This window comes from Candidatus Cloacimonas acidaminovorans str. Evry (genome assembly GCF_000146065.2).
In the GTDB taxonomy this organism is placed as follows: domain Bacteria; phylum Cloacimonadota; class Cloacimonadia; order Cloacimonadales; family Cloacimonadaceae; genus Cloacimonas; species Cloacimonas acidaminivorans.
On the sequence record NC_020449.1, the window covers coordinates 1949278 to 1962521 of the forward strand.

The 13244-nt window shown below is 38.5% G+C and carries 13 protein-coding genes; 9 read left to right on the top strand and 4 right to left on the bottom strand.

The genetic code is table 11. The annotated features are described in order from the left end of the window. The first annotated feature begins 62 nt into the window (after nt 1-62). The 8 genes from CLOAM_RS07855 (at nt 63) to CLOAM_RS07885 (ending at nt 8070) form a co-directional block, all read left to right on the top strand. Nucleotides 63-1223, top strand: coding sequence for an O-antigen ligase family protein (locus tag CLOAM_RS07855; RefSeq protein ID WP_232502675.1), 1161 nt, complete (start codon nt 63-65; stop codon nt 1221-1223). Next, nucleotides 1210-1977 (top strand): nucleoside triphosphate pyrophosphohydrolase, encoded by a 768-nt coding sequence (mazG, locus tag CLOAM_RS07860; protein WP_015425366.1) that lies wholly within the window; start codon nt 1210-1212, stop codon nt 1975-1977. The genes CLOAM_RS07855 and mazG overlap by 14 nt, the downstream gene beginning before the upstream one ends. Further along, nucleotides 1922-3475 carry a sensor histidine kinase gene (locus tag CLOAM_RS07865; protein ID WP_232502676.1) on the top strand — a complete coding sequence of 518 codons (1554 nt, stop codon included), beginning with the start codon at nt 1922-1924 and terminating at the stop codon, nt 3473-3475. Before mazG ends, CLOAM_RS07865 begins: the two co-directional genes overlap by 56 nt. After that, on the top strand, nt 3475-5025 hold the full coding sequence (locus CLOAM_RS07870; protein ID WP_015425368.1) for an NAD(P)H-hydrate dehydratase: 1551 nt from the start codon (nt 3475-3477) through the stop codon (nt 5023-5025). The genes CLOAM_RS07865 and CLOAM_RS07870 overlap by 1 nt, the downstream gene beginning before the upstream one ends. 9 nt (nt 5026-5034) lie before the next feature. Further along, complete coding sequence (locus CLOAM_RS10080; RefSeq protein ID WP_269764013.1) at nt 5035-5169, top strand: hypothetical protein; 135 nt, start codon at nt 5035-5037, stop codon at nt 5167-5169. Nucleotides 5170-5339: 170 nt separating this feature from the next. Continuing rightward, nucleotides 5340-6266, top strand: a complete 927-nt coding sequence (gene lepB, locus CLOAM_RS07875; protein ID WP_044279094.1) for a signal peptidase I — start codon at nt 5340-5342, stop codon at nt 6264-6266. Then, the gene (hemW, locus tag CLOAM_RS07880) at nt 6236-7360 is read left to right on the top strand and encodes a radical SAM family heme chaperone HemW (protein ID WP_015425370.1); all 1125 of its coding nucleotides are present in this window, start codon (nt 6236-6238) and stop codon (nt 7358-7360) included. The genes lepB and hemW overlap by 31 nt, the downstream gene beginning before the upstream one ends. Then, nucleotides 7357-8070: a tRNA nucleotidyltransferase/poly(A) polymerase family protein gene (locus CLOAM_RS07885; RefSeq protein ID WP_015425371.1), complete on the top strand. Its 714-nt coding sequence runs from the start codon at nt 7357-7359 to the stop codon at nt 8068-8070. Before hemW ends, CLOAM_RS07885 begins: the two co-directional genes overlap by 4 nt. Nucleotides 8071-8192: 122 nt before the next feature. On the opposite strand, the gene CLOAM_RS07890 is transcribed toward CLOAM_RS07885, so the two are convergent. The 4 genes from CLOAM_RS07890 to CLOAM_RS07905 are packed head-to-tail and all read right to left on the bottom strand — an operon-like array spanning nt 8193 to nt 12134. Further along, on the bottom strand, nt 8193-9620 hold the full coding sequence (locus CLOAM_RS07890) for an oligosaccharide flippase family protein (protein ID WP_015425372.1): 1428 nt from the start codon (nt 9618-9620) through the stop codon (nt 8193-8195). A 9-nt stretch (nt 9621-9629) separates the two neighbouring features. After that, complete coding sequence (gene ruvB / locus CLOAM_RS07895; RefSeq protein ID WP_015425373.1) at nt 9630-10646, bottom strand: Holliday junction branch migration DNA helicase RuvB; 1017 nt, start codon at nt 10644-10646, stop codon at nt 9630-9632. 19 nt (nt 10647-10665) lie between these two features. Further along, entirely contained in the window at nt 10666-11382 is a 717-nt protein-coding gene (locus CLOAM_RS07900; protein WP_015425374.1) for a polyprenol monophosphomannose synthase, read from the bottom strand. Next, nucleotides 11379-12134, bottom strand: a complete 756-nt coding sequence (locus CLOAM_RS07905) for an acyltransferase (protein ID WP_015425375.1) — start codon at nt 12132-12134, stop codon at nt 11379-11381. Before CLOAM_RS07905 ends, CLOAM_RS07900 begins: the two co-directional genes overlap by 4 nt. A gap of 71 nt (nt 12135-12205) precedes the next feature. On the opposite strand from CLOAM_RS07905, the gene xerA reads away from it, so the two are divergent. Next, nucleotides 12206-13102, top strand: coding sequence for a site-specific tyrosine recombinase/integron integrase (xerA, locus tag CLOAM_RS07910; protein ID WP_015425376.1), 897 nt, complete (start codon nt 12206-12208; stop codon nt 13100-13102). Nucleotides 13103-13244: the final 142 nt, after the last annotated feature.

Sequence of the window (13244 nt, forward strand, 5' to 3'; positions counted from 1 at the left end):
CTCCCTTTCTGCTAATAAGTTTCGTTCTGGAATGCTTTCCGGTAGCAATGGGAATTAACAATATGTATTTTTTGTTTGTTGCCTGCCTGTGTGTAATCTACGCTTTGATAAATCCGGATTTAATCGTTATCAACAAGATAAATTTCCTTCCTGCAATGTTTATGCTGGCTTGGACAAGTTATTCCTTTTTAAGTTATAATTGGTCTTTCGTGAAACAGGTCTCGGTTGTTCATTCCATACTGATATTGAAAAAAGCAATGCTTTTCATTATAGTAAGCATCTTCTGCCGCCATCAGACGGTGAAAAAATATGCTCCTTGGTTCTGGTTTTCCGTGATTTTGGTTTATATTGTAATTGCTTTATGGGAAATGCTTACCTGGCAACATCTGCCTCAATCGCTTTATTATAATAAGACCAATTTTGTTCCTACTGGTCCTTTTTACGGACCTAATCAGTTAGCTGCCGCTTTTAATCTGTTACTTCCTTTTATCCTGTTTCTTCCGGAAATAAAAAAGAGCAAGTTTTGGGGGGTAATTTCCCTGCTTTGTTTTTTCACTATTATGGGCATTATAGTCATTGAAGGTGCCAGAATTGCTATTATTGCCTGTTCCTGTTTGTTTCTGTTTGCCTTTATTTTTCTTTATTCTGCACGAATGAGAAAATTAAGTTTATTCCTGATGGCTTTAATAATTGTCGGTTTGGTAATTTTTGCCAAACCCCTCGTTTCCTTTGGCACAGAAATGTTTGCCGAAGAAATAAGCAGTATCGGACAGGAATCAAAGTCCTTCACAATGAGCAGCATTAAAATACGCACCCGCTTAATTCCCCAAAATTTGGAAATATTGGCTGAAAGCGGTTTTAAGGGTGTTGGAGCCGGAAATGTGGAACATTATATGCTCGCAGGAAGAATGTATAAAACAGGCGGAATTTCCAATTCCCATAATTTCTTTCTGGAACTGCTTACCAATTACGGCATTGTTTTCTTTCTGGGTTTTGCTTATCTTTATGTGCTGTGGTTTTACAGATTGTGGCGTGCCATAAAAATGAACCCGGAAAACAGACATTATTACGAAATGTATTTCTTTGCGCTTTTGATGTTCCTGCCAACTTCTATTCTACCCAGTTCTATTATTTGGGAACATCATTACTGGATACTTTTTGCTATTATTAACGAAATTTCGCATCCCGATAACTGGATGCCGAGGCAATATGAACAAATTTGAACAACTGGTAGAAATAGTAGCTACCTTAAGAACTCCCGCCAAAGGTTGCCCCTGGGATTTGAAACAGACCCGCGAGTCCTTAGTTCCCAATTTCATTGAAGAACTGTATGAAGTAGTGGAAGCAATTGAAAATAAGGATTATGATGCTTTAAAAGAAGAATTAGGCGACCTGATGCTGCACATTGTTATGCAGGCACAGATTTCTAAAGAACAGGGTTTATGGAATATAGACGATGTCCTGGAAGAAATTAGCAGTAAACTTATCCGCCGTCATCCTCATATTTTTGGTGACCTCCATTTAACCGATGCTGATGAAGTTAAACAAAATTGGGAGCGCTTAAAAAAAGCGGAAAAAACTGAACGGAAAAGTGTTTTGGAAGGAATTCCAAAATCACTGCCTGCGCTTATTCAGGCACAAAGAACTCAGGAAAAAGCTGCTTCCGTTGGTTTTGACTGGCAGGATATAAAACCCATTCTGGAAAAACTGGATGAAGAAAGGGATGAACTTGCCGAAGCGCTGAATAGTAATGAGCAAGATGCCATTAAAGAAGAACTGGGAGATATGATTTTTACTTTGGTAAACATGGCAAGAAAGTTACATATAGATGCAGAATCCGCTTTGAAGGAATGCATCCGTAAATTTACCCGCAGGTTTAATACAATTGAAGAACATTACCTTAAAAACGGAGAAGACATTAATGAAGCCGGTCTTGAAGAACTCGATTCTCACTGGGAAAGAACCAAAAAGCACTAATCTCTTCAATCGTCTTCGGTTTATCCTGATTTTCGGCAGCTTGGCAATCTTTATTTTCTTTGCCGTCTATATTCAGTTTCTCCTGAAACAGGCAAAAAAGGAACAGGAATATATTCCGCGCATTTTCGCCCAGTATATTGCTTACACCGATAGATATTTAAGAGAAGCGGAACGCAATGCCCAATTAATTACCGAAATAAGTTCCAAATATTTGCAATTTACTACTTCCAGGGACTTTAAACAAGACCTCTGGGATTATATCAGCACTGAATTTATGCAGGATAATCCGGTTCCCGTAATCATTACCGATCAAAATTTTCAACCCCTGCTGTGGAAAAATGTTGGTGTGCCTACAGATACCCTTTTTCACGAGCTTTCCCCTGAAAATCAGAAAAAATTGGAAAACTTGATGAAGACGATGGTTCAAATGCCTTTAACGGATGATGGCAGAATTAGCGGTTATGCCTATTACAGTAAACCCGTTTCTTTTGCCGAGTTCATTAAAAATGTAGATTGTTCAATTATCGTGACCGACCACTATAAACAACCCCTCTTCTGGAGAAATGTCGGTATTCCGGAAACAGCCAATTACTATGAAATCTCTACGGAAGAACAGCAAAAGCTGGCTCATCAGATTAAAACGATGGATGAAATTCCGCTTTCTAATGCTGCAGATAGTTTGGGCTATATTTATTTTTCCACTCCCAAATCCCTTTCCTATATACGCTACATCGTTATTTTGGAATTGATTTTGGCTTTAATGGTTGTTTTCTTTGGCATTTATGGCTTGTTTTTACTAAGCAGAACCGAAAAAGATACCCTCTGGATTAGTTTAGCCAAAGAAACTGCTCACCAGTTTGGAACCCCCATAACTTCTTTAATGGGATGGCTGGATTACCTGAAAGAACCTTCTCCAGATGGCTGTGTGCGCGATATAGATCAAATTGTGCAATATATGACTGCCGACCTGGAACATTTGAAAACAATCGCTTCCCGCTTTGGAAAAGTAGGCAGTATCACTAAACTGGAACCGCAAAATCTGGACCGGATTATTTCTGAAACAGTAGAATACTTTCGGGAAAGAATGCCTCACCTGGGACACAAGATCAATATTCATTACATCAGCAAAATTGAAGGAGTTATGGTACTTATGGATAAAGACCTCATTAAATGGTCATTGGAAAATCTGATTAAAAATTGCGTGGACGCTATGAGCCAAAAAGGCGGAAATATCATTATTACCGCTACCCATAAAAATCCCTGGATTTATATTCATATCCGTGATGAAGGAAAAGGTATTCCTCATCGCCAATGGAAACGCATTTTTGAACCTGGAGTTACTACTAAAACCCGGGGTTGGGGTTTGGGTTTAAGCTTGGCTAAACGCATTATTGAAGAATACCATAACGGACATATAAAAGTTCTGCAAAGCACAATTGGCGAAGGCACTACTTTTGAAATAAAACTTCCTGTTCAGGAAACAAATAAGGAGAAATAATGGCTTATGTTTTTACACCCTCACAAATGAAAACCCTGGATGAAAATACCATCAATTGTTTCGGCATCCCAGCTTCTATTCTAATGGAAAATGCCGGAAGGGGCTGTGCCGATTTTCTGATTAAGAACTATCCGGAAGAAACAAAAGGGGTTATTATTATCCTGCATGGTGAAGGAAATAACAGCGGAGATGGCTTTGTCCTTGCTCGTTGGCTCCAAAATTACGGAAAACAAGTCATTCTCTTACAAGTTCAGAAGGGAGAAATGACCGAAGAAACTCGCCACAATTTTAAACTTTGTAAAGCTCTAAAAATACCTACTTTTGAATTAAACAAGGAATATGATAACCTGGATATCTTAGAAAATGTACCAGGTGTTACAATGATTATTGATGCTGTCTTCGGAACGGGATTTAAGAGTAAATTGCCTTCATCTCTGAAAAAAATATTTCAAAGTGTTGATGATAACTCTGCTCTCAAAGTAGCTATTGATATACCTTCCGGACTAAATGGCGCAACTGGAGAAGGAGAAGATGCCTTTCGGGCAGATGTAACCTTAACCCTTCATTCTTATAAAATGGGGTTCTTTTTACGAGAAGGAAAAATTAAATGCGGAAAGGTCTATACTATCCCCATCGGAATTCCCGAGCATTATAACGATGCCTTTTTTACTCCGGCTATTTTTATTGATAATAAAACATTTCGCTTGCCCGAACGCTATTATTATGCTAACAAAAGCAACTACGGCAGGGTTTTTATAATCGGAGGAAGTTACGGTTTATTAGGTGCCGCAGCTTTGGCTACAAGAGCTGCGCTACGTGCAGGAGCCGGTTTGGTCTATTTAATCAGTCGTGAGGAAAATAAGTATTTCTATAATGCCAATCCTGCGGAATTTTTATTTATCGGTATCCCCAGAATTGAAGGAACATTAACTCCCGATCTCAAGTTATTTACTACCCTTTTTAAAACAGCCGATAGCGTTGTTATAGGTCCCGGCTTGGGATTTGATAATTATGGCACCTATATGCTGGAATATATTTTAAGAACATCTACAGTTCCTACAGTTGTAGATGCCGATGCTCTACGCATAATTGCCAAAGACCCTTCTCTGCAACAATATCTTAAAAAACCTAATATCCTGCTGACACCTCATTTGGGAGAATTCTGCACCCTGACAGATATGGATATGGATAAACTGGTTAAAGATATTCCTACCGCCTTGGAAAATTATATTAAAAAGACCGGGGCAAAAGTCCTCCTGAAAAGCGATACTACAATCTTTAGCGACGGGAAAAGAATGTTTATTAATATCAGTGGTAATGATGGACTTGCTACAGGCGGCAGCGGAGATGTTTTAGCCGGTATTATCGGTTCCTTTTGCGGACAAAAAATGGAACTGGGAGAAGCAGCTATCAATGCTTCTTTTATTATGGGTAAAACAGCTGAAGAACTTGCCAAACAACGCTATTTCCCTTCTATCCTTCCTACGGATATCATAGAAAACCTGTTTATGCCCCTAAAAGATGAAAGTTTATCTTCTCCAGAAAGTTGATGTTGAGTAATGACTAAGAATGAAGAAAGAAAAATGATTGAATTGATCCGGGAAATATGGACTATCAATAAGCCCAAAGATACGGTTTTATCCGTTCCTATACATTCCATTCCTGTCCCTATTAAGTCCGTTTCATCCGTGTAATCTGTGGTCTATTTTTTTTCGGTGTCCTCTGTGTTTTCCGTGTTTTCGGTGTAAACAAAATCTGCTTACTCTGCGTGAGCCAAAAAACCAATTTTACCATTTTGCTTGACACAAACAGCACTTTCATAGGTTGGTAACTAAATTGCAGATAACAAAAAGGATACTAATTGATGAAGGAAAAAATCACTCCCAAGCGTGACAAAACAAAATCTGACAACCTGCCTTACACTTTAACTCCTCCTCCGGAGGGGAAAAAGTTTCATAAACGCAAACCCGGTTTGCAGGATTGGATGGAAGCAATTCTTTTTGCTTTTGTGGTAGCAATGATCATCCGCAATTACACTTTTGAAAATTTTCTGATCCCTTCTTCCTCAATGGAAAAAACGCTTTTAGTGGGTGATTACTTGATTGCCAACAAAATAAAGTATTTTTTTAACGATCCCAAGCAAGGTGAAATAGTCACTTTTCGCTATCCTAAAATAGAAGAAGGCACTCCTGAACACGAAGATTATAAAGATGATTTTATAAAAATCTTTCCCCCTATCTATATTAATAAAAGGCATAGTTTTGCTAAACATCCTTTCACTGCCTTTCATATCTGCTATTATGCCCGCAGAAATGTAGTGAAAAGAGTTATCGGTATGCCTGGAGACATAGTTGAAATCAAAGACAAAATTGTTTATGTAAACGGTAAAGAATACACCGGCGGTTTTGAAAATTACGGTGTTGCCATTCCCAGTCCACCTGCCGCTCCGGAACGAATTGAATATTTTACCTATCCGGAAAACAGCTTTGATTATGTTTCAATGAACCCTTGGTATGAACCCTACAGAGTAAAAATTGAAGGTGATTCTTCAGCTGTGCGGAAAATATTTAACCGTGACTGGTTTGGTCCTGTCAAAGTTCCGGAAAAGAGTTACTTTGTGATGGGTGATAATCGTGATGTTAGTGAAGATAGCCGTTATTGGGGTTTCCTGGAACGAAAATACATTACTGGAACTCCCTGGCTGATTTTCTTCAGTAGAGGTATTGAATTTAACAAACTCTATGACGAACCTCATATCCGATGGAACAGGATTTTCCGTCATCCCCGTTAGGACTGTATATCCATATTCCTTTTTGTCTTAGCCGTTGCGGATATTGCAGTTTTTTCAATGTGCCTTATCGTAACAGTGTTTTAAATGAATATGTTGACTATCTGGAAAAGGAAAAATCCCTTTACCTCAATAAATTAAACCGTCCTTTAGCCACAATTTACTTTGGCGGTGGAACTCCTTCTTTGCTAAATGCTGAGCAAATTAGGCATATTTTAAGCGGACTGAATATGCTTCCCGAGGCGGAAATTACTTTGGAAATCAATCCTTTACAAATAACCCCAACCTATCTGCAAGCACTTAAAACAACACCTATCAATCGGTTATCTATCGGACTCCAAAGTATGAATCAGGAAGAACTGAATTTTCTGGAAAGACATCATAAACCGGAACAAATTCAGGAAAAAATAGCTCTCTGCCGTCATTTTGGCTATGAAAATCTTTCCTTAGACCTGATTTACGGTTTGCCTTATAGCACTCTTCAGACCTTGCAAAGGACAGTGGAAAAATACTTGGAACTGAAACCGGAACATATTTCCTGCTACCTCTTAACTTTGGATGCGGATTGTAAACTGGCAAAAGAGAAAAATAATTTGCCCAATGAAGAAATTCAGGCAGAGCAATATGCTTTCCTTTGTAACTATTTGGAAAAAGAGGGCTATATACACTATGAAATTTCCAATTTTGCCCTTCCGGGTTATACCTCTCAACACAACTTAAGATATTGGCATAATGATGATTACTTAGCTTTAGGTGCCTCTTCTGCAGGTTGGATTTCTCCTATTCGTTATCAAAATTCTGCAGACCTGAATCTCTATTATCAAAGCATAGAAAAAGGTGAAACATTCCCACAGAAAGAAGAACTTTCCCAGCAAAGAATAATTCAGGACTATCTTATGATGGGTTTGCGTTTAAAAGAAGGTATTGGTCTGGATGAATTTTACAACCGTTTCCAAGTTAAGCTTACCGAACTATATGGAGAAAGAATATTAAAACTGCAACAGATAGGAATGTTGAATTTAACAGAGCATAATTTGGAATTAACCGAAAAAGCATTATTTGTTTCCAACAGCGTTATCGGGGATTTAATTCTATGAACTTGAAGGAATTGCGTTTATTTCTCAGAGAGCTAATTCAGGACAGTGAATTTGCTGATAAAAGTTATTTTGCCGGTGGATGCGTTAGGGACTTTATCTTAGACCCTGATGCAACCCTAAAAGGTGATGTAGATATCTGTGTGGAACTTCCTGAAGGAGGAATTGCCCTTGCCCAATATTTGCAGAACCGATTGCAGGCAAGTGAATTAGTGATTCATAAAAGTTTCGGAACTGCCTCCTTACTCTATAAAAACTTGCAACTGGAATTTGTGGCTACCCGCAAAGAACAATATTTCCCCAATAACCGCTATCCGAAAGTGGAATTTGGAACTTTAGTAGATGATGTTCTCAGAAGGGATTTTACTATCAATGCTTTGCTGATGGCTATTACAACAGGTGAAATTTTGGATTTATGCCAAAAAGGACTGAATGATTTGCAACAGGGAATTATCCGCACCGTAAAAGACCCGAACTTAAGTTTTACGGAAGACCCTTTAAGGATGCTGAGAGCCCTGCAATTTGCTATGCGCTTTAATTTTTCTATTGAAGAAAAGACCTTTAAGGCAATGCGGAAAAACGCTCCTGCCTTAAAAATTCTTTCCCATAGAGCTATTCAAAACGAACTGCAAAAAATTCCGGAAAGCCAAAAAAGCAAAGCTAAACAGCTGATTGCTAACCTTGGATGGGAAATAATATTGCCTCTATTTTGAATTTACCGTAATATTATTAAAACTGATCTGGATTTCTGCTTTTGCAGGGATGCTAAATGGCTTTTATTTAAGAAATATAAAAAGCCATTCTTCTCGGTGTTCTCAGTGTAAATAAACTCGGGCTACTTTTTTATCAGAGACAGCACTTCTTTCAGTGTATCCCTTTCTGCTATCCAAAGATATATTCCGTAACCTATAAGCACAACCAGCGGAAAAACAATAGAGAATTTCCCCATATACAGGCATCCCAACGCAAGCACAAGCAACACAGGAAGATAAGTTAAAATATCAATAGTTATCTGCCATAAATCCGCTTTTAACAAAGCTAAGGACATATAGTAAAAAGCAAAGTGCATAACTGCACTAACTAAACAAAACAGCAGGATAGCAAAGGCAAAACTTACCTGCAAACCCAAATACAGAACTAAAATACGCAAACCAAGAGTAATTATATTCCACAGCAATTCCCATTGCGGTTTGCGGCAAATAAATGGTATTCCGCTAATCGGATTATGCAGCATACTGGTTCCATAATAGATTACCAAATAAAGAATTAACGGCATTGCCGCCAGCCATTTATCACCCCAAATTACAGGAACAAGATACTGTAAAAGAAGAGCATAAACAATCAAAGCAGGAATGCCTATTTTTAAAACCAGAGAAGTATAATGCCTTATTCCTACAACACTTGCGGACTTTTCACTCTGAGCTAAAACCGGAAAGAAAACCTGAGCAAAAGAGGTATTCAACATCCCTACGGGAATAGCAATCAATTGTGAAGCAAAGAAATAAACACCCATTAAAGCCGGTTCCACCAAAGTCCCCAAAAAAAGAATTGGAGCATTGATAGAATATGCCTGCAACAGGTCTATGGCATTAACCATAAGCAGGAAATTACTATTACGGGAAAAAAGTGCAAGCGTCTTTTTCAGCCACTTAAAGCTAAAAACCCTTTTCAGTAAAGATAGAGGCAAGCGCGGCAGTTTAACACACAGATAAACTAATTCAGCCAGATTACCTATATAAAATAGCACAATAAACAACCAAGCATAACGCCAAAAATAGATAAGTGCAAGGCAAAGAACAGAATAGATAATAACATTTATCGTTTCTGCCAAAGCCAGGTCTTTAAACTGAAACTTCTTTTGCGCATAAACACGCACAATCCTACGCAGAGATTCAATAAAAATCAAACCTCCGCCATAAGAAAGAACTTTGCCCAGTTCTGCACTATGATAATAGGCACCAATGTTTTTACCAAAAACAGCCAATAAAACAGTTATAATAGCAGAAACAAGAAGTCCCGTCTGCAAAAGAGCCAGAAAATTTACCCTTTCTTTTTGTCTGGAAACAAGATACAGATAATCCAACCCCAAATGAGTAACATAAGTTAGCAATGCCAAAATAGCGGAAAAACTGCGGTAAATGCCAAAATCAGTTTGAGTTAGCCATTTTGCCAGAAAGATAAAAAGGATTAAACTAATAGCTCTTCTTAAAATAGTTGTAGAAAGAGTCCAGCGAATGCCTGAAATCACTGTTTTTGTGTGCATTTGCCTCTGTTAAAAAATCTCTGTCTGCGCGGAGGCAGGAGTTAAACCTAAGTGCTTGTATGCTTTGAAAGTAACTTTTCTGCCCTGGGGACTGCGTTCCAGAAAACCCTGCTGCACCAAATAGGGTTCAAAAATTTCTTCTATGGTTCCGGAATCTTCTCCAATGGCAGTAGCGATTGTTTTAATGCCTACAGGGCCTCCATTATAATTTTCAATAATCGTCGTTAAAATGCGTTTATCCATTTCATCCAAGCCGGCATTATCCACCTGCAGCATTTGTAAAGCAGACAAAGCAATATCTAAAGTTATAATTCCTTCCCCTTTTATTTGAGCATAATCTCGCACTCTTCTAAGTAAACGATTAGCAATACGAGGAGTGCCTCTACTGCGTCTGGCAATTTCTTGAACGCCATCATCTTCCGTTGGAATATTTAACAAGCGTGCACTTCGGCGAATAATTTGGGCAATGGACTCCTGATCGTAATAATCCAAACGCAGAATAATACCAAATCTATCACGCAGAGGAGGAGTAAGCAAACCCGCTCTGGTAGTAGCTCCAACAAGAGTAAAATGTTCCAGAGGAATTTTTAAGGTGCGGGAATTGGGACCGCTATCCAGAATGATTTCCATTTCAAAATCCTCCATAGCGGGATAGATATATTCTTCAATAATATGGGAGAGACGATGAATTTCATCTATGAACAGTGTTTCGTGACGCTGGAGATTAGTTAAAATGCCTGCTAAATCCGAGGGTTTTTCAATAACCGGACCACTGGAAACAGTTATATTAACTCCCATTTCGCGAGCAATAATTCCTGCCAGGGTTGTTTTTCCCAAGCCAGGAGGCCCGTATAAAAGGATATGATCAAGCGATTCCCCACGCAGTTTGGCTGCCTTAATACTGATATCCAAAAGTTCCTTGATATGAGTTTGCCCGATAAATTCCTTTAAGGTTCTGGGACGTAGGGCTCTATCCAGCTCTACATCTTCATTTAATTTATCGGGATTATTGATTCTTTCCAGCATTAGTTACCTGTTATTTTCGCTATTTCAGCAATCCCAAAATTTTCATAACTTCCAGTCGCCAAACCATCCAGGCAGCTTCCCAAACGATTTTTCGGCTCATTTTAGAGACGCCGTTTTTGCGTTCCGTAAAGACAATTGGGATTTCTTTGATGTGAAAACCTTTCACCCAAGCTCTAAAATTCATTTCTATCTGAAAGGCATATCCATCGGAGAGGATTTTATCCAAATCAATATTTTCCAGAACCTTACGCTGAAAACATTTGAATCCGCTGGTTGGGTCTTTAACAGGCATCCTGGTAATTGTGCGGACATATTTACTGGCAAAGTAACTGATTAGCAATCTTTTGATAGGCCAGTGAATAATATTTACACCTTCACAATAGCGACTACCAATTACTAAATCGTATTTTTTGGCAGCATTTAGCAAGAGAGGAATATCTTCAGGATTATGAGAAAAATCGGCATCCATCTCCATAATGTAATCATAGTCCCTTTCCAACGCGTATTTAAAACCTGTAACATAAGCAGAACCAAGACCCATTTTTCCTGGACGCTCCAGTAAATGAATGCGGGGTTCGGAACTTTGCATAAATTTAACTCTTAACGCAGTGCCATCTGGAGAGTTATCATCAATCACCAGCACTTCAATTGTTTCGCTTTTGGCTAAAACCTGTTCCAAGAGCTTTTCAATATTGTCTATTTCGTTATAAGTTGGTATAATTATTAGTGTTTTCATTGTTTATCCAGATTATTTTCCAGCAATTGGGGTTCGGGAACTTCGCTAAATGGCTTTGCCGGATTTCCTGCCACGATTGTTTTAGCGGGAACATCTTTGGTAACAACCGCTCCCCCTGCAACAGTTCCATCACTATGAATTGTCTTTCCTGGCAGGATTGTAGCGTTAACTCCTATCCTGGAACCAGTCATCATCGTTACTCCTTTGAAATGTTTAAAGCGTTCTTTATCGCGACCCATATAATTATCGTTACTTGTTGCTACACAAGGAGCTATAAAACAATAGTCACCAATTTCCGAATAGGCAGTAACATAGCAGTTTGTTTCCAGTTTATTTCTGTTGCCTATATGCACAAAGTTCTCAATTGTAACATTTCTGCCGACTATGTTTAAATCGCCTAAAGTAACATTTTCCCGAATAGTTGCCAGATCAGCAATCAAATTACGGTTACCGATTGTGCATTGACAATAAATAATTACATTGCTGCCAATCTGGCAAAAATCCCCTATTTCTGTGCCTTTCAGGTCTGTTGGCACTTTAAAAATACTGCGTGGAGAGGAAAGCGGTTTTTTGCCAATTATGGTTCCATCATCTATCCGGCAGGCATTTCCGATTTTTGTATCCGGATGAATAATAACATTATGCCCTATCAGACAGTCATTTCCAATCTGGACTCCTGCCATAATAACGACATTATTGCCCAAGGTTACATTCATTCCAATTTTAGCACTTTCGTCAATAAACCGGTTCATTCGTCCTCCCTTTTTTTACTTAATACCATTTTTTGCTTGATAAGTTTTAAGGCAAGAAAAAAAATGGATTTATGGAAAAATATATAGCTGATTTCTGCAATTATCTTGCTTTGGAAGGTAAATCGCCCAGAACGATTACTGCCTATAAGCTGGATTTGGAACAATTCCATTCATTTATTCAACGCTATTTTGAAAATGGCGAAGTGGATATAAAAGGAATTACCGTTCTTAATATTCGGGATTTTTTCCGCTTTCTTAATGAAAAACCTGATTGTAACCGCTCTTTAGCGCGTAAAAGTGCTGCCTTAAATTCCTTTTTCCGCTATTGTAAAAGAAGCGGTTTTATTCAGAATAACCCTATGGAAAAAATTAAGCGTCCCAAATATGAAGTTCCTCTTCCCAAATGTTTTACCGAAGAAGAAGTGCGCACTTTGCTTTCTATTCCGGATACCGATAGTCCCTTCGGAATAAGGAATAAGGCAATTTTGGAGACCTTATATTCTTCCGGATTACGTATTTCCGAACTGGCAGGAATCCGTTTGCAGGATATTGATTTGAAAAGAGGATTAGTAAGGGTTACAGGAAAAGGCAATAAACAGCGTATTGTGCCCCTTGGTTCTTATGCTATTGAAGCAATAAATAACTATTTAAAGGTGCGTCCCCAATTTATGCGAGAAAATAGTCCCGATTTGCTCTTTTTAACTAAAAGCGGTAAAGCATTTGACACAAAACAGCTGGATATTATTCTAAAACGCTATTTTGAACTCGTTGCCAAAGCTAAGGGCTATTCTCCTCATTCTTTAAGACACAGTTTTGCTACCCATTTGCTTTCCAGAGGAGCAGATTTAAGAGCCATCCAGGAACTTTTAGGACACTCTCTGCTCTCTACTACAGAGACCTATACCCACATTTCCCTGGAAGATATTAAGGAAGCATATAAAAAGGGCCATCCCCGAAGCAAGGAATGAACCCGATTAAAAAATCCATAATTCTATCCCTTATGCTTCCCATATCATTCCCATATCGTTCCCATATCGCAATATGGGAATCAATTGGGATGGTTAAATGCGATATAGGGTTGAAAACAAGGAGAAAAAGCAGATTTTTCTT